At 61.0% G+C, this 22005-nt stretch carries 26 protein-coding genes and 1 other RNA gene; 7 read left to right on the top strand and 20 right to left on the bottom strand.

What is annotated here, in order from left to right; all coding sequences use genetic code 11:
• Nucleotides 1-119: 119 nt before the first annotated feature.
• From H7R73_RS16295 to H7R73_RS16285, 3 genes are all read right to left on the bottom strand, one after another.
• Nucleotides 120-1595: a helicase RepA family protein gene (locus tag H7R73_RS16295; protein WP_197971163.1), complete on the bottom strand. Its 1476-nt coding sequence runs from the start codon at nt 1593-1595 to the stop codon at nt 120-122.
• On the bottom strand, nt 1592-1903 hold the full coding sequence (locus H7R73_RS16290; protein ID WP_103259780.1) for a hypothetical protein: 312 nt from the start codon (nt 1901-1903) through the stop codon (nt 1592-1594). The genes H7R73_RS16295 and H7R73_RS16290 overlap by 4 nt, the downstream gene beginning before the upstream one ends.
• Nucleotides 1904-2077: 174 nt before the next feature.
• Nucleotides 2078-2299: a helix-turn-helix transcriptional regulator gene (locus H7R73_RS16285; protein ID WP_103259781.1), complete on the bottom strand. Its 222-nt coding sequence runs from the start codon at nt 2297-2299 to the stop codon at nt 2078-2080.
• 208 nt (nt 2300-2507) lie between these two features.
• Here H7R73_RS16285 and H7R73_RS24570 point away from each other — a divergent pair, with 208 nt between their 5' ends.
• Complete coding sequence (locus H7R73_RS24570; RefSeq protein WP_410488744.1) at nt 2508-2675, top strand: ATP-binding protein; 168 nt, start codon at nt 2508-2510, stop codon at nt 2673-2675.
• A gap of 179 nt (nt 2676-2854) precedes the next feature.
• Here the strand turns inward: H7R73_RS24570 and H7R73_RS16280 are convergent, their stop codons facing one another.
• The 4 genes from H7R73_RS16280 to smpB all read right to left on the bottom strand — a co-directional run bounded on the left by H7R73_RS16280 (nt 2855) and on the right by smpB (nt 5720).
• Nucleotides 2855-3310, bottom strand: a complete 456-nt coding sequence (locus H7R73_RS16280; protein WP_103259782.1) for a hypothetical protein — start codon at nt 3308-3310, stop codon at nt 2855-2857.
• Between the two features lie 44 nt (nt 3311-3354).
• A complete protein-coding gene (locus H7R73_RS16275; protein ID WP_182951329.1) occupies nt 3355-4584 on the bottom strand; it encodes a tyrosine-type recombinase/integrase in 1230 nt (409 codons plus the stop codon).
• A gap of 165 nt (nt 4585-4749) precedes the next feature.
• Nucleotides 4750-5109, bottom strand: a transfer-messenger RNA (tmRNA) gene (gene ssrA / locus H7R73_RS16270).
• Nucleotides 5110-5231: 122 nt separating this feature from the next.
• Complete coding sequence (gene smpB / locus H7R73_RS16265; protein ID WP_010673973.1) at nt 5232-5720, bottom strand: SsrA-binding protein SmpB; 489 nt, start codon at nt 5718-5720, stop codon at nt 5232-5234.
• A gap of 248 nt (nt 5721-5968) precedes the next feature.
• Between smpB and H7R73_RS16260 the strand changes: the two genes are divergently transcribed.
• Both H7R73_RS16260 and H7R73_RS16255 read left to right on the top strand, forming a co-directional pair.
• Entirely contained in the window at nt 5969-6403 is a 435-nt protein-coding gene (locus H7R73_RS16260) for an SRPBCC family protein (protein ID WP_010673974.1), read from the top strand.
• Nucleotides 6396-6752, top strand: coding sequence for an RnfH family protein (locus H7R73_RS16255; protein WP_102948158.1), 357 nt, complete (start codon nt 6396-6398; stop codon nt 6750-6752). The genes H7R73_RS16260 and H7R73_RS16255 overlap by 8 nt, the downstream gene beginning before the upstream one ends.
• A gap of 67 nt (nt 6753-6819) precedes the next feature.
• Here H7R73_RS16255 and H7R73_RS16250 read toward each other — a convergent pair whose 3' ends face one another.
• The 3 genes from H7R73_RS16250 to yiaY form a co-directional block, all read right to left on the bottom strand.
• Nucleotides 6820-7455 (bottom strand): NAD-dependent epimerase/dehydratase family protein, encoded by a 636-nt coding sequence (locus H7R73_RS16250; RefSeq protein WP_041212681.1) that lies wholly within the window; start codon nt 7453-7455, stop codon nt 6820-6822.
• Nucleotides 7456-7555: 100 nt separating this feature from the next.
• Complete coding sequence (locus H7R73_RS16245) at nt 7556-7894, bottom strand: outer membrane protein assembly factor BamE (RefSeq protein ID WP_029314185.1); 339 nt, start codon at nt 7892-7894, stop codon at nt 7556-7558.
• 133 nt (nt 7895-8027) lie between these two features.
• Nucleotides 8028-9179 carry an L-threonine dehydrogenase gene (gene yiaY, locus H7R73_RS16240; RefSeq protein ID WP_103259785.1) on the bottom strand — a complete coding sequence of 384 codons (1152 nt, stop codon included), beginning with the start codon at nt 9177-9179 and terminating at the stop codon, nt 8028-8030.
• Nucleotides 9180-9571: 392 nt separating this feature from the next.
• Between yiaY and udp the strand changes: the two genes are divergently transcribed.
• Complete coding sequence (gene udp / locus H7R73_RS16235) at nt 9572-10327, top strand: uridine phosphorylase (protein WP_010674037.1); 756 nt, start codon at nt 9572-9574, stop codon at nt 10325-10327.
• A 121-nt stretch (nt 10328-10448) separates the two neighbouring features.
• Here the strand turns inward: udp and H7R73_RS16230 are convergent, their stop codons facing one another.
• Nucleotides 10449-11180 carry an RluA family pseudouridine synthase gene (locus H7R73_RS16230; RefSeq protein WP_103259786.1) on the bottom strand — a complete coding sequence of 244 codons (732 nt, stop codon included), beginning with the start codon at nt 11178-11180 and terminating at the stop codon, nt 10449-10451.
• Nucleotides 11181-11374: 194 nt separating this feature from the next.
• Here H7R73_RS16230 and rihA point away from each other — a divergent pair, with 194 nt between their 5' ends.
• Both rihA and H7R73_RS16220 read left to right on the top strand, forming a co-directional pair.
• Nucleotides 11375-12310 (top strand): pyrimidine-specific ribonucleoside hydrolase RihA, encoded by a 936-nt coding sequence (gene rihA / locus H7R73_RS16225; RefSeq protein WP_010674039.1) that lies wholly within the window; start codon nt 11375-11377, stop codon nt 12308-12310.
• Between the two features lie 29 nt (nt 12311-12339).
• Nucleotides 12340-12816, top strand: coding sequence for a hypothetical protein (locus H7R73_RS16220; RefSeq protein WP_045525252.1), 477 nt, complete (start codon nt 12340-12342; stop codon nt 12814-12816).
• Between the two features lie 97 nt (nt 12817-12913).
• Here H7R73_RS16220 and H7R73_RS16215 read toward each other — a convergent pair whose 3' ends face one another.
• The 3 genes from H7R73_RS16215 to H7R73_RS16205 all read right to left on the bottom strand — a co-directional run bounded on the left by H7R73_RS16215 (nt 12914) and on the right by H7R73_RS16205 (nt 15538).
• Complete coding sequence (locus H7R73_RS16215; RefSeq protein WP_103259787.1) at nt 12914-13210, bottom strand: winged helix-turn-helix domain-containing protein; 297 nt, start codon at nt 13208-13210, stop codon at nt 12914-12916.
• Nucleotides 13207-13737 carry a DUF1523 family protein gene (locus tag H7R73_RS16210; RefSeq protein ID WP_039039880.1) on the bottom strand — a complete coding sequence of 177 codons (531 nt, stop codon included), beginning with the start codon at nt 13735-13737 and terminating at the stop codon, nt 13207-13209. Before H7R73_RS16210 ends, H7R73_RS16215 begins: the two co-directional genes overlap by 4 nt.
• A gap of 178 nt (nt 13738-13915) precedes the next feature.
• Entirely contained in the window at nt 13916-15538 is a 1623-nt protein-coding gene (locus H7R73_RS16205) for a methyl-accepting chemotaxis protein (protein ID WP_103259788.1), read from the bottom strand.
• Between the two features lie 164 nt (nt 15539-15702).
• Here H7R73_RS16205 and H7R73_RS16200 point away from each other — a divergent pair, with 164 nt between their 5' ends.
• Complete coding sequence (locus H7R73_RS16200; protein ID WP_039039878.1) at nt 15703-16335, top strand: LysE family translocator; 633 nt, start codon at nt 15703-15705, stop codon at nt 16333-16335.
• 126 nt (nt 16336-16461) lie between these two features.
• On the opposite strand, the gene H7R73_RS16195 is transcribed toward H7R73_RS16200, so the two are convergent.
• The 6 genes from H7R73_RS16195 to H7R73_RS16170 form a co-directional block, all read right to left on the bottom strand.
• Nucleotides 16462-17565: a beta-N-acetylglucosaminidase domain-containing protein gene (locus H7R73_RS16195; RefSeq protein ID WP_103259789.1), complete on the bottom strand. Its 1104-nt coding sequence runs from the start codon at nt 17563-17565 to the stop codon at nt 16462-16464.
• 45 nt (nt 17566-17610) lie between these two features.
• Nucleotides 17611-19338 (bottom strand): potassium/proton antiporter, encoded by a 1728-nt coding sequence (locus H7R73_RS16190; protein ID WP_041215565.1) that lies wholly within the window; start codon nt 19336-19338, stop codon nt 17611-17613.
• A 268-nt stretch (nt 19339-19606) separates the two neighbouring features.
• The gene (locus H7R73_RS16185) at nt 19607-19753 is read right to left on the bottom strand and encodes a hypothetical protein (protein WP_010674048.1); all 147 of its coding nucleotides are present in this window, start codon (nt 19751-19753) and stop codon (nt 19607-19609) included.
• On the bottom strand, nt 19753-20439 hold the full coding sequence (locus H7R73_RS16180; RefSeq protein ID WP_103259790.1) for a M15 family metallopeptidase: 687 nt from the start codon (nt 20437-20439) through the stop codon (nt 19753-19755). The genes H7R73_RS16185 and H7R73_RS16180 overlap by 1 nt, the downstream gene beginning before the upstream one ends.
• Nucleotides 20440-20468: 29 nt before the next feature.
• The gene (dapE, locus tag H7R73_RS16175; protein ID WP_042016356.1) at nt 20469-21596 is read right to left on the bottom strand and encodes a succinyl-diaminopimelate desuccinylase; all 1128 of its coding nucleotides are present in this window, start codon (nt 21594-21596) and stop codon (nt 20469-20471) included.
• A gap of 22 nt (nt 21597-21618) precedes the next feature.
• Nucleotides 21619-21969: an ArsC family reductase gene (locus H7R73_RS16170; protein WP_039039874.1), complete on the bottom strand. Its 351-nt coding sequence runs from the start codon at nt 21967-21969 to the stop codon at nt 21619-21621.
• Nucleotides 21970-22005: the final 36 nt, after the last annotated feature.

The following is a 22005-nucleotide window of genomic DNA, read 5'->3' as shown; positions in this document are numbered from 1 at the left end:
TATCCATGACGTTTTCAGGTCGATTTCCCCTCGCACCATCACTTTTCCTATTTACACAAAAAAAGTGATGGCGGCGGGCCATTACCACTCCCTCGCCATCACTTGGCCATCACATTTTGCTAGCTAGGCTTTGTGATCGTCTGGTTGTCCTCATCCCACACAATCAGGCCATCTTTGGCGAGCTTCTTCCTCCACCGTGCGCCGTTGCCGCTGTCCCAGGTTCCCGCTCCGGTCATCCACTTCATGACGCTCGTCCACGTGGCAACACCACCACCGGTCTCCCACAAGGTCTTGATCGCCTGATACATGACTTTGTGGTTCGATGAAAGGTTACCAACCGTATCCAGCTCCTTGTCGCCGGGTACGACAGGTTCCCGCCCGCGGTCGATAACCACAAGGCTAGTGACCTCGACACCATTATCGTCATAGCAGACAATGTGCCTTTTTAGGTCATAGCTCTGTTTGGCTGCTTCCTCGTCGTCTTTCATCTTGGTACAGGTGATGGTGACAGCCTGGCTCTCGCTGTCTTCACGTTTCACGAGCAGCTCAACATCGAGTGCAGCACGGAGAGCGCTGCTTCCACGCGCACCATTTTCCTCGCTCTTGCCGGTATGGTGGATGAGCAACACAGTGGCACCGGTCAAGCTCTTGATGAGATCACAACCTTTGATGAATGCCCCCATGTCGGTGGCCCTGTTTTCGTCACCAGCACCAAAGCAACGGGCCACAGTGTCGATCACGATCAGTTTCACGGGTAGGCCAGTCTGCTGCTTCACGCGTCCAGCCGCGATGCTCAACAGGCCCACCTGTTGGTCGTCGGCCATGAATACCGGCATCGGTATCCTGGCAATGTTCGGGATGTCGTGGCCGCCGTTGTACTCATCGGCCCATGCTCTGAACCGGCGGGCCACACCTGCGCCACCCTCACCCACGATATAGAGCACAGAGCCCTGCTCCACGCGCTTCCCATCCCACTCTTTGCCCATCGATACATGGCAGGCTATTGAGACAGCCACGAACGATTTGAAGCTGCCCGAGGGGCCGTAGATCGAGCACATGCTATTGGTCGGCAACAGGCCTTTGACGAGGTAACTGCTCTGGTTGTCGAACCCTTCATAGCCAAAAATGAGCGGGAACCCCGCCGCAGTGCGTTCAGTCTTACACGGTGTCTCCGCTGACAAGGCTTCGGTCAGGCCACACCACGACTCAGCATTCACACCGTACGATCCCCGGTAGATCTCGGTGTTGGGAGCCTGTTTCATCAACTCCAGGCACAACCGCGACAGTTGGCTGAAATGCAGCGGTACCGGGGTGTGAATGATTACGCGCTTGGTGGCGTCCTTGTCAGCCATTTTGAAGAACTTCCCATCCTCCTCACACTGCTTCCCACTGACATAAAGTGACTGCTCTGGCTCTTCCTCCGGGTCCACAGGGTTCTGTTCTTTGATCGCGATGTTGTGTGCACGCTGCCAAATTTTGCGCGCCTCAGGATTCCACTGGGCAGCAGTGCCGGCGTGAATGACAACCACAGAGGGATCGTGCAGATCCTCGAACTTGGTCTGGCGGAACTGATTGATATTGGTGGCCACGGTCATTGCACCACCTCCGCATCGACGGCGTGAGAGTTATCGCGAATCACATGTTTCACGAGGCGGTCACTACAGCACTCGTAAATATTGTGCGAAATCACCGGGCGGGCGGCCCCATGCGGGTTGGTTGCCGAGACAATCGCGTAATAGTCATCACTGAGTTTGACCCTGGTAATGTACTTAGGATCACTGGACTCGGCACAGATGGTGAGAATGACTTGCTGGCGGTTGGCAGCAGAACTACCATGGTATTCGTTATTCAGCGCCACCTCAGATGCCTGCAAGCTCACGGTGGCGCATTTTTTTTTGCTCATTTCGAAATCCTTTTATCAATCTGCGCATCGTTTGGTACTTCAACGCTGCGCAGGACTTGAATGACATAGATCCCCATCTGATTAATCATCTGCATATCCCTTCTGCTGCTCGGAAAGTACATTGGTTTTTCGCGGCTTAGCAGAGGACGTACAGAGCAAGATGAATGGGGTTCTTTAGGCATCCCTTTCTTCGATCTTGGCGTCCAGCCAGGCATTCAGTTCGGCGATGACGTAGTACGCGGTGGCTTGACGGCTATCGCTGAATTTGATCGGTTTCGGAAAGGTCGGGTCCTTCTTGCGCAACTTATCCAGGCCGGAGCGGGTCTGGCTGATAATCTTGTAGACTTCGGTTTGGGCGATGAGGGCGTGAGGAATGGCGGGATGAGTTTGATGCATTTGAATGTCTCCGTATGAGGTACGGGACGATGATTAGGGATCTCAGCGGTGGGGACTAAATCACTATAAGTGGGGTTATGGTGATAGTAGTGATGCGTGATTTGGCCAGTTTGACACCAGATAGTCGCCGGCTCAGAGCGCTCTTTGTGCTCAGGGTCTAGATGACATCCGGAGCTCAAACGCAACTTGCTGCTGGCGGCTGATCGTTATGAACGCACTAGTGACGACCAACCTGACGTTCAGCGAATGGGGAAAGGTGCTTACGGATGAGAAAGATGACCATAGCGATGCAGAAAGATTTATCCATCACGGCAAGGTCATCGAGGCAGGAAACGACGGTTACCGCTTCAAGTTGAGGATGAAATCAGTCAGGTAACCCTGGTTAATTTTGGATGCTGATCCTTGGACATTTTCCGATACGAATTGACAGAGGAAGGCATCACACCTTCCATGTCTTGAGCCGTTTTACCGCACGAACAAGGGCTCGAATCCTCTTAACTGACCAGCATTTGGTATTTCACGGAGCTATTTATTACCGTGGGTGAAGTCATGACGTTACATGCATGCCAAGGCTAGCTGCTCCAGTTGTTCATCGGGTAAGTATTCGGAGCCCGCTCGGAAATCTCTATAGGCCCGTTGGATGGTGATGCTTGCAAGCTTCATATGCTCGGCCGTATCTGTTATGGCATCTTCCCAAGTTGCGCCTTGACGCATGTGCCAGACGACTAGGGTCGCAGCACGAACGTCGCGCTCGAAGGTATCCTCCCGAGGGTATTTTCCCTTACTGACCTTCAATCCAAATGCCTGATCGGCGTTCTTTCCCGCCATGATCTGTTCAAAAACAGGCTTAATCAGCTTAGTTAACGCCCCAGTATCGACATGCTCGTCATCTTGCATGCGCTCATTGAATATCTCGATCACCTGCATGGTTAAGTCGGGATCAAAATTACACTTAAGATATTCGATTTTTGTGTCTAGCTCTTCGGGTGTTATATGGTCCCATTTACGCATTTGCGTTTCCTCGAATAGCAGGTGAATGTCATGTCGGTGGTGCGTTATATTTTGTAGGGGCGTGGCTTGTCATTGCCGACGACCAAATCGTCCAAGTGATCTGCATACCACTGCATCATCGCTTTTCGCTGTTCCAGATAAGTACTTTTGTCATACACCCCCCGAACACCCTCCTTCACATGAGAGAGTTGGGCCTCGACGTGCTGTGGGTCGAAACCGTTCTCGTTGAGGATGGTACTGGCGAGGTGGCGGAAGCCATGGCCAGTCTGCCGACCTTCGTAGCCCAGGCGTCGCAGAGCCATCAGAAATACGGTATTACTGCGGGGTTTGGTCGAGTTGCCACGACCAGGGAATAGAAGCGGAAAATTACCGGTGACATTGCGCAGTTGCCGCAGTAGTTCAAGGGCTTGGTTGGGTAGTGACATCAGATGCTCTCGGCGGCGCTTCATCCGTTCGGCAGGGATCAACCAAAGTCCAGCGTCCAGATCGAACTCGTTCCAGCAGGCTTCGCGTAGCTCAGAGGGACGGCAAGCAAGCATGGCCAACAACTGCAGTCCAATTCGTACGTCAATTGCATGCGGGTAGCCACTGATAGCCCGTAGCAGAGCTGGTAGTTCTTCATGGGAGACATGGGCATAGTTCTCGATGGGCTTGGTGAGCAGGAATTTGTGCAACCCCTCGAGCGGATTATGGATTACTCGACCAGTCACACGGGCAAGGTCGTAGATTTCGCGGCACATGCCGCGTACGCGGCTGGTCTGCTCAACGATGCCGGTCCGCTCCATATTGCGCAGGAATTCCATCCATTCCATCGGCAGGATACCTGCATATGGGCGCTTGCCGAATACGGGAAACACATGCTTCTCAAGCGCGCCGATGGTGCGAACCGCAGTTCCTTTAGTCCAAGTCTTGCATTTCACCGCATACCACTCGCGCGCAAGGTGCTCGAACGTGGTGTTGGCGGCCTCGATCTCGGCGGCACGGATGGCACGTTTGGTCGCTAGCACACTCCCATCCTTCGCCGTCTTATCGCGCAGTTCGATGGCTCTCTTGCGTGCCAGGGCCCCGCTCACCTCGGGATATGCCCCCATGCCTAGCCATGACCATTTGCCATCCGCTTTTTTGTAGCGAAGTTCCCAGGACTTTTGCCCACTCGGCTTCACGCGAAAGTACAGGCCATTGCCGTCGAGCTCCCGGTAAACAGCATCTGCAGGTTCCAGGGTGGCCAGGACGGTGTCAGCCAATGGGCGACGTTTGATTTCACTGCGCTTCATGCTTGTATGCCTCGAGTTCAAGACAGTAGCAAGCATACACACGGGCATACAAGGTGGGCAATGCTATACGGCAATATTTGGAGGTATATGGAAACAAGAAAGCCCGCACTGGGCGGGCTTTCAGGGCGTTTCCGATGCATGTGGGAACATGTGAAAACTTACATTTGGTGGAGCTGGGGGGATTTGAACCCCCGTCCAAAATTACTACATCCTCGGTACTACATGCTTAGTCACTCTTTACATTCGCCAACACGCTGCGGAGAGACACGCCACGCACTGACTAGCTCGATTGGTTTTAATGCTTCCGCCCCGAGCAGGACTTCCACACGATCCTGTGAAGGATGACCTTCCATTTCCCTAGGACACAGGCAAGCTAGGGGAGAAGGGCTCAGCGCAGGTTATTAAGCTGCGAGTGCGTAGTTTTCGTCGTTTGCGACTATTTTTTTGCGGTTTATTAACGAGGCCTACCGCACCTCGGCATGCACCTTGGGTTTCGTGAATCTTGTCGAATCCAGAATCAGCCCCAGGTTGTCAAAAGGGATTGTACGCAAAAATCCTGTCATGGCAAGGCGTTGATGGCAATCGACCGGCCTTGGCCGGTCGATTGCTGGTTTATTGGTCGCCGCATGGGGGCCGGCGGCGCACAATCAACCGCGGTGCTTGTTCTTCATGATGCGGGCCTTCTCACGGTCCCATTCCCGTGCTTTGGTGTCTTCCCGCTTGTCGTGCTCTTTCTTGCCCTTCACCAGGCCGATCTCGACCTTGACCCAGCACGCTTTCCAGTAGAGGGCCAGCGGCACTATGGTGTAGCCCTGACGAGCGGTCAGGCTCTCGAGCTTGTCGAGTTCACGGCGACTGAGCAGCAATTTGCGGGTGCGGGTCGGATCGCATACCACGTGGCTGGAGGCGGCGTTCAGCGGCAGGAAGCTGGAGCCGAACAGGAAGGCTTCCCCCTGCATGAAGATGACATAGGCTTCGCTGATGTTGGCCTTGCCCGCCCGCAGGGACTTCACTTCCCACCCTTGCAGGGACAGGCCGGCTTCCACGCGCTCTTCGATGAAGTACTCGTGACGGGCGGTTCTGTTGAGTGCAATGGTGCTGGACCCGGCTTTGTTTTTACTGTTCTTTTTGCTCATGACGGGGGCCTTAGGCAATGTTTAGGAAGGCGCATTATACGTGGGTGGCGGCGGCTGTAAAACGCACAGCGCTCCGAGTGGCGGCTTTGTGAGCAGTTCGATGACGATTTTGAGGGAAGGGCGGGGCGAGAGCGGACCACACTGGCCGGAAAGTGTGCGATTGCCCTGCTTGGTGACCCGCGAACAGTTTCGGCGGTGATTTTGGCTGACAAGGTGATAAAATCGGGCCGATTGGATGAGGAAAACCCATGCCCCGTATTACTCGCAGTGCCCTGGTGATGTTCAGCGCGGAACAGATGTTCCGGCTGGTCAATGATGTTGATGCCTATCCTGAGTTCCTGCCCGGCTGTGTCGGCAGCCGTGTTCATGAGTCGGGTGAAGACTACATGATGGCCTCGGTCGATGTGGCCAAGGCAGGTATCGCCAAGACCTTTACCACGCGCAACCAGCTTGATGCCAATCGCACCATCAAGATGGAGCTGGTGGAGGGGCCTTTCAGCAAGCTGGCGGGTTGGTGGACCTTCACACCCCTGGACGTGGATGCCTGCAAGGTGGAGTTTGATCTCGACTTCGAGTTCACCTCCAAGCTCATTGAGCTGGCCTTTGGCCAGATCTTCCGCGAGCTGGTGAGCTCCATGGTGCTTGCCTTCTCCAATCGTGCCAAGGTGGTTTACGGTGTCTGAGCTCCTCAATATCGAAGTGGCCTATGCCCTGCCCGAGCGGCAGACGGTGCTGTGCATCCGGGTCGCGCCCGAGACCAGCGTGCTGGCGGCCATCGAACAGTCCGGCATCCTGCAAAAGCACCCGGAGATCGACCTGTCGGTCAACAAGTTCGGTATCTACAGCCGTCCGGTCAAGGGCGCAGAGCCGGTGCAGGAGGGGGATCGCATCGAGATCTACCGCCCTCTCATCGCCGACCCCAAGGAGATGCGCAAGAAGCGTGCGGAAAAAGCCAAGGAAGAGGGGCGCGCCGATGTGGTCACCGGCGGGCGACCCGATGTGCACCGCAAGCGAGACGATGCCGGCACCTGACGGGTGATGGGCTGTGACAAGGGGCGCCGTGGCGCCCCTTTGTGATCGTCTCGCCCGGCACAGGGCATCACAGGGTGAGCAGGCGCTCGTTTTCCACCGTCTCTATCCCGCTCTCCTGGATGGCAAGGCGCGCCATGGCGTGCGCCACCTGACTGGCCTCGATGGCACGCCAGCGGCGCAGCGACCCGCGCAGCAGGGGCTTTACCAGCGGATAGATGGCCTGGATGATCTGCTCCGAACGGCGCGCAGGTTCGCGATGGCCGAGCAGCATGGCCGGGCGCAGGATGACGAGCCGCTGCCACTCCTGGGCCAGCAGGGCCTGCTCCATCTCGCCCTTGGTGCGGGGATAGAGGGCAGGGGAACCCGGGTTGGCGCCCAGACTGGAGACCACCAGCAGGCGGCGGCAGCCGTGGCGACGGGCGAGCGCGGCAAAGGCCAGCACATAGTCGAGATCGACCCGGCGAAATGCCTCGGCCGAGCCGGCATCCTTGCGGGTGGTGCCAAGGCAGCAGAAGGCAATGTCCACAGGGGAGGGCAGCGTCAATCTGTCCAGCGCGTCGAACGAGGTGGGCAGCCAGGTGCGTCCCGGAGCGGGATCGCCGGGTTTGCGGCAAAGCAGGAGGAGGTCGTGCTCCGTCCCCAGCTCGCGCAGCAAGGCTTTGCCAATCAGACCGGTGGCGCCGGCAATCAGGAATCGACTCATGATGATCTCCTCGGGGCAATGAGGTATCCAGAGTGTGGCCCGGCGACATCGCCGGGGCCAGAGAGAACAAAACCGGCAGAAGCCGGTTTTGTGATGTCATCTAGAGCGGTGTGGTGAAGGCGGCAGGGAGAGGGAAATCACCGGTCACGGTGGCCAGTCTGTCACCCACGAAGTTGAGGGTCAGCTCCTTGCGCTCCTTGTCGCCCCGACCGGGCTGGAACTCATAGAGGTAGTACCAGGTGTTGGGGTCAAAGCTGTCGCGCAACATGGGAGAACCCAGCACGAACTCGACCTGTTCGCGGGTCATGCCCTGGCGCAGCTTGTCGACCTGCTTTTGTTCCACATAGTTGCCCTGGGGAATATCGATGCGATAGACCAGGCTGCAACCGGACAGGGTGAGGGCGGTCAGGGCCGCGGCAATCAGGTGTTTCATCCGCATATCGGGTTCAGATCATCCATACAGTCTTTTTAGCTCGGCAAATCATACCCACTCCCCGTGCGGAAGTAAAAAGCCATTGATCCATCAGCCAATAAAAAGGGCCGCGTGGCGGCCCTGGCAGGATCTTGCCCCCTTACATGGCGGCGCGGAAGATGGCGACGATCTCCGCGTGAGTCGCCTGCCTGGGGTTGGTGAGACCACAGGCATCATTGAGCGCATTGGTGGCCAGCACGTCTAGGTCGTCGGCCCTGACCCCGAGCTGCTCCAGACCGGTGGGGATCTTGACGTCGCGAGCCAGTTGCCGGATGGCATCAATGGCTGCCGCCGCACCCTGCTCATCGCTCATGGCGCTCACATCCACCCCCATATGACGGGCCACATCCTTGAGCCGACCGGCGCACACCCGGGCGTTGTAGGCCTGGACATGGGGCAGCAGCACCGCATTGCACACCCCGTGGGGCAGGTCGTAGAAGCCGCCGAGCTGGTGAGCCATGGCGTGCACATAGCCCAGGCTTGCGTTGTTGAAGGCCATGCCGGCCAGGAACTGGGCATAGGCCATCTGCTCGCGGGCATGGAGATCCTCCCCCTGATGCACGGCGGTGCGAAGGTGTTCGGCAATCAGTGCGATGGCCATCACGGCGCTGGCATCGGTGACCGGGGTGGCGGCGGTGGAGACATAGGCCTCGATGGCGTGGGTCAGGGCATCCATGCCGGTGGCGGCGGTGAGGCCGGCGGGCTTGGCCAGCATCAGTTCCGGGTCGTTGACCGACATCAGCGGCGTGACGTGCTTGTCGATGATGGCCATTTTCACCTGACGGGATTCGTCGGTAATGATGCAAAAACGGGTCATCTCGGAGGCGGTGCCGGCCGTGGTATTGATGGCGATGAGCGGCAACTGCGGCTTGGCGGAGCGATCCACCCCCTCGTAATCCTTGATGCTGCCCCCATTGGCGGCCACCAGGGCGATGCCCTTGGCGCAGTCGTGGGGTGAGCCGCCGCCGAGCGAAATGACGCAGTCACAGCCGTGGGCCCGGATCATCGCAAGACCCGCCTCGACGTTGGCCACGGTGGGATTGGGTCTGGTCTCGTCGAACACCACGGCACCGATGCCGTGCTCGGCCAGGAGGGCGGCAAGCCGGCCCACCACGCCAATCTGGCCCAGGATCTTGTCGGTGACGATGAGCGCCTTGCGATAGCCATGTCCCTGGATATCCGCTGCCGCTTCCTGCAGGCAGCCCGCCCCCATCAGGTTGATTGCGGGAATGTAGAACTTGAATGTCGCCATGATGGACTCCGTATGATTAGCCATTAAGTGGTATTCGGGCGCCAACATAACAGCGTCGGAGGGGATGAGAAGGGGTCAATGGTATCTCGTTTGCAACTTTGTGGACTCGATCGCGCTCTTTAAATGGACGGTCGATCAAGGCTTGACAAGGGACGGGAGAGCAAAAGGAGCGTAAAAACGTTTTTCAAGAAATTCATCATCTTAGCAAACGTTTCGCGCCATTTTTGTCAGCTTTGAAGCGCAGAAGTGTGAGGCGCATCAAGGAATTGGAAAGCGCTTTCGACCATAGTTGGCGCCTCCCCGGATGAGGGGACACCGGCTTGAAAGTACCGTAAAGAATCACCTTAACTGCACTCGGCTGCCATGCGGCGGGGCGCAACCAGGAGTCCACTATGTCTGATGTATTTCACTTGGGTTTGAAAAAAGCGGATCTGCAAGGCGCCACCCTGGCGATCGTCCCCGGTGACCCCGAGCGCGTGAAGCGCATCGCAGAGCTGTTGGACAACCCGGTGCACCTGGCCAGCCATCGTGAATTCACCACCTGGCGCGGCGAGATGGACGGCAAGGCCGTGATCATCTGCTCCACCGGTATTGGTGGCCCGTCCACCTCCATCGCGGTGGAAGAGCTGGCCCAGCTGGGTATCCGTACCTTCCTGCGCATCGGCACCACCGGTGCCATCCAGCCGCACCTGAACGTGGGCGACGTGATCGTCACCACCGGCTCCGTGCGCCTCGACGGTGCCAGCCTGCACTTCGCGCCGATGGAGTTCCCGGCCGTGGCCGACTTCGACTGCACCACCGCCCTGGTGAACACCGCCAAGGAGCTGGGCTCCAAGCTGCATGTGGGCGTCACTGCTTCTTCTGATACCTTCTACCCGGGTCAGGAGCGTTACGACACCGTATCCGGCCGCGTGGTACAACGTTTCCAGGGTTCCATGAAAGAGTGGCAAGCCATGGGCGTGCTGAACTACGAGATGGAGTCCGCCACTCTGCTGACCATGTGTACCAGCCAGGGCCTGCGTGCGGGCATGGTGGCCGGTGTCATCGTGAACCGTACCCAGCAGGAAATCCCGAACGCCGAAACCATGGCGAAAACCGAATCTGATGCCATCAAGATCGTGCTGGGCGCCGCCCGCAAGCTGATCTGATAGCCCTCTTTGTAACAAAGAGTACCGAGTGGGGGGTGGGGGCCGTTGCGAAAGCGCGGCCCCTATCTTTATCCGCCGTTTGCCCCTTTTGCCTTCCTGGCCCTGCTTTCCCCCTTCTTCGTTACCCCTGTTGCACCGTCATGGCCGCCAGTGCCTGCGCAAAGGGCGCTTCACAGCGGATCTGTACCGCTTCGCCGCTCACCGGGTGCACAAAACCGAGTTCACTGGCGTGCAGCATCAGTCTGGGGGGCCGTTCGCAGCCGGGCGGGAGCAGGCCGCCATAGAGATCGCATCCCAGGATGGGATGGCCCAGCCACTGGCTGTGGATGCGCAGCTGGTGGGTGCGCCCGGTTTCCGGTACCAGCCTGACCCGGGTCAATGGCACCGGCTGGCCTGCCCCCTCCAGGGTGAGCCGCTCCATTACCCGATAGCGTGAGCGGGCGGGTTTGCCGCTGGCGGCGCAGATGCTCATCAGCGGGAACAGCGCCGGATCCTTGGCGATGGATGCGTCGATGACGCCCTCATCCGCCGCCAGATGGCCGCAGAGCAGTGCCTCGTAAGCCTTGCTCACGGTGCGCTGGCTGAACTGGTGGCAGAGCAGGGCGTTGATGCTCTTGTTTCTGGCCACCACCATGACGCCCGAGGTGCCAAAGTCGAGGCGGTGCACCAGGGTGCAGCCGGGGTAATCCTGTACCAGCCGGTAATGGACCGAATCGAGGTTCTGCGGGTTCTTGCCCGAGAGGCTCAGCAGGCCGCTCGGCTTGTTGATGAGCAGCAGATGCGCATCCTCAAACAGGATCTCGATGGTGGCGGCGCAGGGCGGAGCAACAAAGGTGTCGATGATGGCGGACATGGAGCAACCGGACGATGAAGGAGGAGGGATCATACCCGAACGATGGCGGCGCGGCGAATCTGGGTGTCCGCTCCCAAGGCATATCGCCAAGTACTTGATCTCGTTGGTTGAGGCGTTTTGTGACTCCCTCCTGAGTTCATCTGGCCATCTCTTGCTAAGGTATGGCTCCCTGTCATGTTGTAAGGAGTCTGTCCATGGCGTTGCCCGTTATTCTCGATTGCGATCCCGGCCACGATGATGCCATCGCCCTCATTCTGGCGCTGGCGAGCCCCGAGCTGAAGGTGCTGGCGGTCACCACCAGCGCGGGCAACCAGACCCCGGACAAGACCCTCAACAATGCCCTGCGCATCCTGACCCTGCTCGGCCGCGACGACATCCCGGTGGCGGCGGGGGCTGCCAAGCCCCTGGCCCGTGAGCTCATCATCGCCGACAACGTCCACGGCGAATCGGGGCTGGACGGCCCAGAGCTGCCGGATCCCGCCTTTGCTCCCCGGGCGATGAGCGCCCTTGAACTGATGGCAAGATGTCTGCGCGAGAGCCCGGAGCCGGTCACCCTGGTGCCGACCGGGCCGCTCACCAACATTGCCCTCTTGCTGGCGGCCCACCCCGAGCTCAAGCAGAAGATCGCCCGCATTGTGCTGATGGGGGGCGCCGCCGGTGCAGGCAACTGGACCCCCGCGGCGGAATTCAATATTTATGTGGATCCCGAAGCGGCCGATATGGTCTTCAAGTCGGGGCTGCCCATCACCATGTGCGGGCTGGACGTGACCCACGAGGCCCAGGTGATGGACGAGGATATCGAGCGGGTACGCGCCATTCCCAACCCGGTGGCGCAGTGCGTGGCACAGCTGCTCGACTTTTTCATGATCTATCATCGGGATCCCAAGTGGGGATTTGCTGGCGCGCCGCTCCATGACCCCTGTACCATCGCCTGGCTGCTGGCGCCCTCCCTGTTTCACGGGGTGGAGTGCCGGGTCGATATCGAAACCGGCGGGACCCATACCCTGGGCATGACGGTGGTGGATCGCTACGACCTGACCGGCAAACCGGCCAATGCCCTGGTGCTGCTGGGGCTCGACAGGGTCGGTTTCATCGAGTTGCTGGTGCAGCGACTGCGCTCATTTGGTTGACATCCTGGACATCGGATAAGGGGTTGGGAATGTGGAAAGGGACGTTGGCGCTGCTGACATGCATGCAACTGACGGGTTGCGCGACCCCGTTCGAGAAGATGTGGCAGGGGCTGGCGACCTGCGAGCTGGACACCCTTCATCTCGACATCGAGACCGGGCGCCCGGCCAATCCGCAGCTCGCCATGTATACCCCTGACAAGGTGAGCGAGGGCTTTGCCTGGTACAAGGTCCATCAGGAGTTGCACGGCCTGCCCATCGTCGGTTTCCTGGTGCCAGCCTCCACCTTCGAGGTACATGCCCTCTTCGTGGATACCCCCATCGCCAATGCCCGCAGGCTGACCCACAACGCCTATGGCAGCGAATTTTCCGACGAGAGGCTGCATGACGAGGGGATGGCCCCCCTGTTGCTGCGCGACCCCAACAATCCCAAGCGCTCCATCATCGACTGCACCCGGGGGGAGTCGGCGGAACCTCTGCCGGAAGCGTCGTTCGGCGAAGGGGAGTGAGTCCGGGGGAGGGCAACGGGATATCAGGCCAGACAAGAAAGGGGCCAGCCGCAAGGCTGGCCCCTTCTCTATGGGAGGCAGAGCAGGGCCCGGGGTGTCAGGGATACCCCAGGGTCTGCCTGATAACGGGAAGCTGCGCGGCAATCCAGGCCGGATTGATGGGACCCCAGTCGTTGATGCGGTAGTGCCCCTGCAGATGGCGAGCCCCCTCGGTCTGCTCGAAGGCGCACTGGATGTCGAGCTCCGCCAGGGCGCTGAGGGTGTCCTGGGCGGTGCGGCGCGGCATGCCGGTCGCCTCCATGATGGCGGGCACGGTGTCCGTGCCCTGACTGATGAGGTGAGCCACGTAGAGCCGGCGATAGAAGCTGGTGCGGGTCTTGCTCGGCTCGCTCATATCTCGTCCTCGAGGCGATCGAAGTAGCGCCAGGTGGCGATGGCCGCCTTGCCCATCACCAGGGCCCAGACACCGAACCAGAACCAGCGGAAGAAGCTCCAGGTGGAGGCATCGGGCTCGGTGCTCGCGATCTTGGTGACGTTGGGGAACATGGAGAACATGTTCACGCGCCAGCCGTAGGAGGTGATGATGGCCAGGCGTTTTTCGAACTCCATGGACTTGGCCTTGGCCTGGACGTCGGCGGCGTTGAACTTGAAGTAGAAGGGCCAGCCCCATTCGGTGTCTTCATTGCGAAACACCCGGATCTTCTCGCCGGGGCGCTCGGTGTAGATGTAATAGACGTCGGTGGTGGGGCCGTCAGCCGGGTTCTTCTGGCTGATGGGGCCATCCTTGTCGGTGCGCTTCACCTCCACCCCGGTGATGGTGGCGATGGTGTGTTCCGGCAGATAGAAATCGAGCCAGAGTGCGGAGAGCAGGGCGATGAGGCCGAGCGTGATAAAAGCGGGTTTCTTGAACTTCAGGCTCATGATGATCTCTCGATGAGGGGGAGTGACGTGCCTCTACCATACCCACATTTGCGAATGCAGCCCAGCCCCCAATGACACCTTGATGGCAAAAACCCGTTTTAAACAGGAGGCGTGAAGGGGGAGGGGCAAGTGCGGGGCCTGCGCCGGGCCCCGCGGTATCGAAGAGACCCTCTCGGGATCAGAGCTGGAACTGGGCGAGCTGCCTGCGCTGCTGCTCGGCGAGCTGTGACAGTTCGTGACTGGCGGCGGCACTCTGGCTGATGCCGGCGGCGTTCTGGTTCACGATCTCATGGATGTTGGTGAGGTTGCGGCTGATGTCGGCGGTGACGCAGGATTGTTGTTCTGCCGCGGTCGCCACCTGGGCGTTGGCACCGTTGATCTGGTTGACCGCGTCCGTGATGCCCCCCAGCAAGGCCTGTACCTCGGCGGAGAGCTGCCGGTTGTGGCCGAGGATCTCCAGGGTCTGCTGCACGCCGCTGTTGGCGGAGAGGGACTGGCTCTGCAACTGCTCGATGATGGCCTGGATCTCCTTGGTGGAGTCCTGAGTACGGGCGGCCAGCAGGCGCACTTCGTCGGCCACCACCGCAAAGCCGCGGCCGCTTTCACCGGCGCGGGCCGCCTCGATGGCGGCGTTGAGGGCCAGCAGGTTGGTCTGCTCCGAAATGCTCTGAATGACTTCGATCACCTTGCCGATCTGCTCGGACTGGGACTTGAGCCTGGCCACCACAGTCGCGGCGTTCTCCAGACTGCCCGCCATGCGGCCGTTGGCCTCGATGCTTTCGGCAAACAGGGCTAGCCCCTGCTCGACCCGACTGTTGGCATCCCGGGCCAGCTCGTCGGCCAGGGCGGCGTTGTGGTTGACGTTGTCGGCGGTGCTGGCCAGCTCGGTGACGGCGGAGGCCACCTGTTCGGTCTCACCGCGCTGCTGCTGGGCATTGACCTCTGCCTGGGTCATCACAGCGGCAAGCTCGGTGGCGGCGGAGGCCACATTGCCGCTGATGCCGGTCAGGGTCTGGATGGTGTTGGCAAGCTGGCTCAGGGTCCGGTTGATATCCCTGGCGAGCTGGCCCAGCTCGTTGTTGCCTTCGGCATTGGCACGCACGTTGAAGCGGCCGAGGGCGACGGCGTGCATCACCTCCTGCAACTGGCCGATGGGCTGCACGATGCGCCCGGAGATCCACCAGCCGCCCAGCAGGGCCGCGATCAGGGTGCCCCCCATCAGCAGCAGGGTGCGCAGCAGGGTCGCGCGGTAGTGGGCCTGCTCCTCGGCAATCTCAGTCTGGGTCAGCTGATTGATGTGGACGGACATGGCATCGATCTGCTTGATGAGCGCCTCCCCCAGATCGCGAAAGTGCAGGCGGGCCTGCTCATAGGTGGCGGGATCGCCACTGCCTTGGTACTTGGCGGTCAGCAGGGGCAGCATGCTGCTGCGGGTATGGCCGAGGTAGGCCTGCAGGGCGGCCGCGACCTGACGGTTGTCCTGCTCGGCTCCGGTGACAACCAGTCTGGTCAGGATGGCGCCAATCTCCTGTTCGGCGGCGGAGAGCTGGGCCGGCAACTGGGCGAAGAGGGCCTCATCGTACAGGCCGTAGATGGCGTTGGTGCGCAGCCGGTAGGTGGCGTGGATCAGGGCCGCGATGTCGTCCTTGTGGCGGGTGACGCTGGCGGTGGTTTCATTCATGTCCTGAATGGCACCGTCGATTTCCTGTTTGCTGATCACGGCCATCAGCAGCATCAACAGGCTGGCGAGCAGGAGAGGGATAAGCACTTGAAGACGAATGGACAGATTATTCAATGACATGAAAGATCCTAACCCGAAAGAGGAGTGAGGCGGCATCTTACACAGGCGCGACAATCCTTGTCACAGGGTTTTTAATGCTGAATTCTTGCTGAATGAAAAGGTTTTTCTTGTGTTAAAAGAGTGTGATAGGCAAGATCGTCTGCTTGTTACCCTGGAGGTGTAGTGTGTCCGACTGGATTGATCCCGCCATCTTGGCGCTCTTTATTCCCACGTTCTTTTTTGTCTCAGTAACCCCCGGTATGTGCATGACCCTGGCGATGACCCTGGGCATGAGTCTGGGGGTGCGCCGTACCCTGCACATGATGTGGGGGGAGCTTGTCGGCGTCGGCCTGGTCTCCGTGCTGTCGGTAGTCGGGGTGGCGGCAGTCATGCTCAACTACCCGGCCCTGTTCTCTGCATTCAAATATGTAGGTGGCGCCTACCTGGTCTGGCTCGGCATCCAGATGTGGCAGGCCAAGGGCAAGATGGCCATCCCGGCGGATCTCTCGGCGGGTCAGCAGACCAGCCCAATGGGGCTGGCCGTGCAGGGTTTCGTGACCGCCATCGCCAACCCCAAGGGGTGGGCCTTCATGGTCTCCCTGCTGCCCCCCTTCATCAATGCGGCCAAGCCGATGGCACCTCAGATAGGGGCCCTGGTCGCGCTCATCCTGGTCATCGAGTTCTCCTGCCTGATGCTCTATGCCAGCGGTGGCCGCACCTTGCGCCATTTCCTCGCCAAGAGCGGGAATGTCACTCTGATGAACCGGATCGCGGGCTCTCTCATGCTGTTTGTCGGGGTCTGGCTGGCCTTCGGCTAGACACCCGCTCAATCTGCCGCCCTATGTGACGCCATGGGGCACCTGAAGAGACATCATGCAAAAAGGCCACCTCCCTGCCCGGGAGGTGGCCTTTTACATGGGCCCGTTTTTCATGGACTCATGGGGTCAGTCGGTCAGGCAGTCCGGATCGAACACGTATTCCCCGGCCAGCCAGCGCAGGATCTCGTTCACGCAGGCCTGATCCTGGAACGGCAGGTAGCGGCTCTTGAGGTGGATGACCTGCTCGGGGGTGAGCTGGGCCAGACCGATGTCCTGGAAGAGCGGCAGGTCGGCCTGGATCATGGCGGAGATCTGCGGCCCGCAGGTGGCGTTGAGGGAGGCGTGCAGCGCCTTGTCAGGATCGTACTGCTTGCCGAGCTTGTAGCTCATGGGCAGGGTGGCGAGCGGCAGGGCCGAGAGGGCCGCCTGCTTCATGGGATTGACCGCATGGCCGCTCACGAGATCCGCCAGCTCTGCCGGACGGTTTTCGAAGGCGCGCAGGTGCAGGAAGCTGCTCGCCTTGCTGCCGTCGTTGACCGGATAGTTGTCCCACAGGAAGGGCTTGCGATGGAGCCAGTCGGCGGCCTGTTTGAGGTGGGCAGCCGGATACTCGGTGGAGCAGACTTTGGGGCCGGTCCAGAAGACATCGATGCGCTTGTCGAGCCCCTGACCCAGATCCTGCAGATAGTGGGGGGGCATGGCACCGAACACCTTCTCCAGCACGGGATCCGTGCTGTAGTAGCTGGGGCAGAACAGCAGGCGGCCTGCGCCGGTGTGGGCCGCGATGTCGTGGGCGATGGTGAGCTGCCAGTGGGCGAGATCCGGGGTGTCCCCCTTCATGTCGTCAAACAGGATCGCCAGGATATCGGGCTTGAGCGCCTCCTCGATGAGCCTCACCTTCTCCAGCAGGGCGGGTCGCTGGCGGGCATAGTCGTGATGGGCTCCCATGGGGCTCAGGCCCACCCCGAAGGCCAGACCGTTCTCCCGGCACTGGCGGGCGAGCTGGCACAGGGCTTCAAGCTGGTCGGCGGGCCAGGGCGTAGCCCAGTGCTTGCGCAGGTAGCCGTCTTCCTTGGGGGCGTAGAGATAGAAGCCATAGCCGTGGCGGGGCAGCCACTGGGCGTAGCGGGCACGGGCTTCCCAGCTCCAGCCCTTGCCAAAGAAACCCTCGATGAGGCCCAGCTTGGGCGAGGGAGGATACAGACCGGACAACAGGGTTTGATAAGGCATGGTTCACTCCCTTCTCACACAAATGCGGGCTACGATGGCCGGCGCCTAGACGGGGTCTTCTTCCAGGAAGCGCACCCCTATCTTGCGGGGTTCACCCTCTTCCATTTCCGCCACCGTCCAGAGCAGTCCCTGCCAGGCGACATGGTCACCGACCACCAGATTATCGCCCAACTGATGGGCAATAAAATCGCCGAGGCTCTGATCCGCCACCTCGCTCACATCCAGCCCGTAGAGCGGGGCGAGATCCACCAGCCTGGCGTTGGCCTCCAGCAGGAAGTCACCGAAGAAGCGCGGGCCCAGATCCTGCTCCGGCGCCTGGCTGAAGAGCTGACCGAGGGCAGGCAGGTCGTGCTCGTGGCCGATGACGCAGAGGATGTCATCGGATTGCAGGCAGGTACTGCCCGAGGGGTGGAGCAGCTCCTGGCCGCGGAACAGGGCGCAGATGCGGGTGCCCTGGGGCATGCGCAGCTCTCGCAAGGGGGAGCCGATGCACCACTTCTCGGCGCTCAGGCGATAGACGAAGGTCTCCCACTGGCTGTCGAGATCGATTTCCAGCCCAGAGCGGTTGATGGGAGAGGGCGGTGCGGGCACCTCCACTCGCGCCAGCTTTGATGCCAGCGGCAGCGAGCTGCCCTGCAGGATGAGCGAAACCAGCACCACGAAGAAGGCGACATTGAAGTAAAGCTGGGCATTGGGCAGCCCCGCCATCATGGGGAAGACCGCCAGGATGATGGGCACGGCGCCGCGCAGCCCCACCCAGGAGATGAACCAGCGCTCGCGCGGCGCGAAGTTTTTGAACGGCAGCAGTCCAATCCAGACCGACACCGGACGGGCAAACAGGATCATCCACATGGCCAGGGCCAGCGCCGGCAGGGCGATGGGCAGCAGCTTGTGGGGAGAGGCGAGCAGCCCCAGCACCAGGAACATGCCGATCTGGCTGAGCCAGGTCAGGCCGTCCAGCACGGAGAGGGTGGTACTGCGGCTGCGCAGGGAGAGGTTGCCAAGCAGCAGGCCGGTGAGGTAGATGGCGAGGATGCCGCTGCCCCCCACCGCCGTGGTGAGGGCGAAGATGAGCAGGCCGCCGCTCACCGTGAGCAGGGGATAGAGACCGGGGGCGAGGCGAGCGGTGTTGATGAGTTTCCACAGCAGCCAGCCCCCGGCAAGGCCGATGCCAGCGCCCAGACCAAACTGCTTGACGAGTTGCAGCAGCAGGAAGCCGGCATCCAGCCCCTGCTGGGCGGTGGCCAGTACCTCGATCAGGGTGACGGTGAGAAAGACCGCCATGGGATCGTTGCTGCCCGATTCTATCTCCAGGGTGGCGCTGACCCGCTCGTTGAGGCTGCGCCCGCCGAGCAGGGAGAAGACCGCCGCCGCATCGGTGGAGCCGACGATGGCACCGATGAGCATCCCCTGCATCAGGTTGAGGTCGAACAGCCAGGCGGCGGCGAGGCCCGTGAGGCCTGTGGTGATGGCCACCCCGACCGTGGCCAGCGAGAGCGCGGGCCAGAGCGCGACCCGAAAGGAGGAGACCCGGGTGCGCATGCCGCCGTCCAGCAGAATGATGGCCAGTGCCAGGTTGCCCACCAGGTAGGCGACCGAGTAGTCGGCGAAGTGGATGCCGCCGGGACCATCCTCACCCGCCAGCATGCCGACGGCGAGGAAGATGACCAGGATGGGGATGCCGACTCTGGAGGAGAGCGCGCTCAACAGGACACTGGCGCCCACCAACAGGGCACCGATGAAGAAGAAACTGTTGACGGTGGTGGCATCCAATGGCGAACTCCTTATGGCGGGCTGCAAAACAGGCACATTATATGCAGATTGACCCCCTTTGTGTGGCTTAATTGTGCATTGTTTTGCAGTTTTTTACGTTTGTTGCGCAGTTTTCAAGCAGGGCGAGGGCGGAGTGCCCGCGCGGGAAAGCGCTGGGAAAGGGGTTCAATCGAGGGGGCTTTCAGGGCCGGCTCAGGGGGCGGCAGAGGGCGGAAAAATGCCGTGGACGGGAAGGGGGCAGGAGCGCCGACGGGCTCCTGCGAAGGGGTCAGTCGTCCTCGTCGTCCTTGACCTCCCGGATCTTGTCCTTGTACTTGGGCAGCTGTTTCTCGAGCTGCTTCATGTCCTTGATGGCGTTGAGAAACAGGCCGAGCAGAAACAGCAGCGGCAAGCCTATCCATAACCACAAGCTCATCAGAATCTCCTTTCGTGGTGTGCCGGGGTGACATAGCGGGCCAGGATCTCGTCGAGATGGGCCAGGATGCACTCCTTGCCTTCAATATCCGCCCGTTCCAGACAAAGCGCCAGCGCCGCCGGATCCAGGGCCAGCCCGTCGGATTCGGGCGCGAAGCTCAGGTGCCAGGGCTCGTAGGCCACCCCCTGATCCGGTTGCTCCCCTTTTGCATAGGGCAGGAAGAAGCCGAAGTCGTTCATGTGATCGTCCAGCCATTCGCGCAAATCGGCAAACCAGCCGCCCGCCTCGTACTCCCAGGGTTCCAGCGCGAGCCGGGTGCCGGCGGGCAGGCAGTCCGGATCGTAGATGTCGAGATCCGTGCCCCAGTGATGGCGGCTGGTGCCGGGCAGGGCGCTCCAGTGCAGGATGGCGTGCAGTCGTTCGGTCTCGCCCAGTTGCAGGGCATCGAAGGGCTGGTTGTGCGCATCCAGCAGAGGGCGCTCCCCGCGCCACTTGCCGTTCCAGATGGCGAGCTGGCGCTCGAAGCCGCGCCAGCTGGAGGCCGCCTGCAGGTTGAAACCGGCATGGGCGGCAGCCACCTGCATGTCGTTGAAGGCCGCCGCGGTGGCGGCGGTCAGACGATGGGGGCCGCGCCCCACCAGGATGAGGTGGCTCTCATCCAGCCCAAGCAGTTGATCCTGATTCATGGTCTGGTCTCTCTTGTCCGGAGCGCCGCTCATGCCAGCAGTCGTGCCAGCACCCCTTGGTACATGTCCGCCAGCAGATCCAGATCGTCCGCCTTCACGCACTCGTTCACCTTGTGGATGGTGGCGTTGACCGGGCCGAGCTCGATGACTTCCGCCCCGGTGGGAGCGATGAAGCGCCCATCGGACGTGCCCCCCGTGGTGAGCAGGGCCGGCTGCTGGCCGTTCACTGCCGCCACGGCGGCGACAGTGGCGTCCAGCAGGGCGCCGGTGTCCGTCAGGAAGGGCTGGCCGGAGAGGGTCCACTTCAGCTCGAAGTCCAGGCCGTGACGGGTCAGCAGCGCCTCGACCCGCTCGCGGATAGCCGCATCGGTGAGCTCGGTGCTGAAGCGGAAGTTGAACTGGACCTGCAACTCCCCCGGGATGACGTTGGAGGCGCCGGTGCCGCCCTGGATGTTGGCGATCTGGAAGCTGGTGGGGGGGAAGTAGGCGTTGCCCTTGTCCCACTCGATGGCGGCGAGCTCCGCCAGCGCCGGGGCCGCCTTGTGGATAGGGTTGTCCGCCAGATGGGGGTAGGCGACGTGGCCCTGCACCCCGCGCACCAGCAGATCGCCGGTGATGGAACCGCGACGACCGTTCTTCACCACGTCCCCGACCTGGGCGGTGGAGGAGGGTTCGCCGACGATGCACCAGCGGATCTTCTCGTTGCGTGCCTCCAGGGTGTCGATGACGCGCACCGTGCCGTTGATGAAGGGCCCCTCTTCATCCGAGGTGATGAGAAACGCGATGGAGCCCTTGTGGTCCGGGTGCTCGGCCACGAAGCGCTCGGTTGCCACCACCATGGCGGCCAGGGACCCCTTCATGTCGGCGGCGCCCCGGCCATGGAGCATGCCGTCCTTGATGGTCGGCTCGAATGGCGGGGTGTCCCACTTCTCCAGGGGGCCGGCGGGCACCACGTCGGTGTGGCCGGCGAAACAGAAGAGGGGGCCCTCGCTGCCACGGCGTGCCCAGAGGTTGGTGGTGTCCTCGAAGATCATGGGTTCGATGACGAACCCCAGGCGCGCGAGGCGCTCCGCCATCAGGGTCTGGCACCCTTCATCCAGGGGGGTCACGGAGGGGCGGCTGATCAGATCCTTGGCCAGTGTGATGACGTCCGACATCGGTGTTCCTTAACAGAAAAAGTTAACGGGAGAAGAGGGATTGATAGAGGTCTGCCTTGAAGCCCAGGGTCAGGGTACCGTCCTGGTCCAGCAGCGGGCGCTTGATCATGGCCGGGTGGGCCAGCAGCAGGTCACGGGCCTTGGCGGTGTCGAGCCCCTGTTTTTCTGCTTCCGGCAGGGCGCGGAAGGTGGTGCCACGGGTGTTGAGCAGGGCTTCCCAGCCCAGCTTGGCGAGCCAGAGATCAAGCTGCTCCGGGCTCAGACCGTCGGCGCGGTGATCGTGAAAGCGGTAATCGATACCCGCCTCCTCCAGCCACTTACGGGCCTTCTTGATGGTGTCGCAGTTCTTGATGCCATAGAGGGTGGTGGCCATGGGGGATCCTTTGTCTGCGGGCCGGCGGCCCTGAAA

This window comes from Aeromonas sp. WP2-W18-CRE-05, assembly GCF_014168615.1.
GTDB lineage: Bacteria > Pseudomonadota > Gammaproteobacteria > Enterobacterales > Aeromonadaceae > Aeromonas > Aeromonas caviae.
This window is presented reverse-complemented; position numbering and strand designations above follow the sequence as displayed.

Excerpts from the sequence above, each read along its gene's own strand:
- H7R73_RS16295 (WP_197971163.1), bottom strand. The coding sequence starts at position 1,595 with ATGACCGTGGCCACCAATATCAATCAGTTCCGCCAGACCAAGTTCGAG.
- H7R73_RS16290 (WP_103259780.1), bottom strand. The coding sequence starts at position 1,903 with ATGAGCAAAAAAAAATGCGCCACCGTGAGCTTGCAGGCATCTGAGGTG.
- H7R73_RS16285 (WP_103259781.1), bottom strand. The coding sequence starts at position 2,299 with ATGCATCAAACTCATCCCGCCATTCCTCACGCCCTCATCGCCCAAACC.
- H7R73_RS24570 (WP_410488744.1), top strand. The coding sequence starts at position 2,508 with ATGAACGCACTAGTGACGACCAACCTGACGTTCAGCGAATGGGGAAAG.
- H7R73_RS16280 (WP_103259782.1), bottom strand. The coding sequence starts at position 3,310 with ATGCGTAAATGGGACCATATAACACCCGAAGAGCTAGACACAAAAATC.
- H7R73_RS16275 (WP_182951329.1), bottom strand. The coding sequence starts at position 4,584 with ATGAAGCGCAGTGAAATCAAACGTCGCCCATTGGCTGACACCGTCCTG.
- smpB (WP_010673973.1), bottom strand. The coding sequence starts at position 5,720 with ATGAGCAAAAAGAACAGTAAAAACAAAGCCGGGTCCAGCACCATTGCA.
- H7R73_RS16260 (WP_010673974.1), top strand. The coding sequence starts at position 5,969 with ATGCCCCGTATTACTCGCAGTGCCCTGGTGATGTTCAGCGCGGAACAG.
- H7R73_RS16250 (WP_041212681.1), bottom strand. The coding sequence starts at position 7,455 with ATGAGTCGATTCCTGATTGCCGGCGCCACCGGTCTGATTGGCAAAGCC.
- H7R73_RS16245 (WP_029314185.1), bottom strand. The coding sequence starts at position 7,894 with ATGCGGATGAAACACCTGATTGCCGCGGCCCTGACCGCCCTCACCCTG.
- yiaY (WP_103259785.1), bottom strand. The coding sequence starts at position 9,179 with ATGGCGACATTCAAGTTCTACATTCCCGCAATCAACCTGATGGGGGCG.
- udp (WP_010674037.1), top strand. The coding sequence starts at position 9,572 with ATGTCTGATGTATTTCACTTGGGTTTGAAAAAAGCGGATCTGCAAGGC.
- H7R73_RS16230 (WP_103259786.1), bottom strand. The coding sequence starts at position 11,180 with ATGTCCGCCATCATCGACACCTTTGTTGCTCCGCCCTGCGCCGCCACC.
- rihA (WP_010674039.1), top strand. The coding sequence starts at position 11,375 with ATGGCGTTGCCCGTTATTCTCGATTGCGATCCCGGCCACGATGATGCC.
- H7R73_RS16220 (WP_045525252.1), top strand. The coding sequence starts at position 12,340 with ATGTGGAAAGGGACGTTGGCGCTGCTGACATGCATGCAACTGACGGGT.
- H7R73_RS16215 (WP_103259787.1), bottom strand. The coding sequence starts at position 13,210 with ATGAGCGAGCCGAGCAAGACCCGCACCAGCTTCTATCGCCGGCTCTAC.
- H7R73_RS16210 (WP_039039880.1), bottom strand. The coding sequence starts at position 13,737 with ATGAGCCTGAAGTTCAAGAAACCCGCTTTTATCACGCTCGGCCTCATC.
- H7R73_RS16205 (WP_103259788.1), bottom strand. The coding sequence starts at position 15,538 with ATGTCATTGAATAATCTGTCCATTCGTCTTCAAGTGCTTATCCCTCTC.
- H7R73_RS16195 (WP_103259789.1), bottom strand. The coding sequence starts at position 17,565 with ATGCCTTATCAAACCCTGTTGTCCGGTCTGTATCCTCCCTCGCCCAAG.
- H7R73_RS16185 (WP_010674048.1), bottom strand. The coding sequence starts at position 19,753 with ATGAGCTTGTGGTTATGGATAGGCTTGCCGCTGCTGTTTCTGCTCGGC.
- H7R73_RS16180 (WP_103259790.1), bottom strand. The coding sequence starts at position 20,439 with ATGAATCAGGATCAACTGCTTGGGCTGGATGAGAGCCACCTCATCCTG.
- dapE (WP_042016356.1), bottom strand. The coding sequence starts at position 21,596 with ATGTCGGACGTCATCACACTGGCCAAGGATCTGATCAGCCGCCCCTCC.
- H7R73_RS16170 (WP_039039874.1), bottom strand. The coding sequence starts at position 21,969 with ATGGCCACCACCCTCTATGGCATCAAGAACTGCGACACCATCAAGAAG.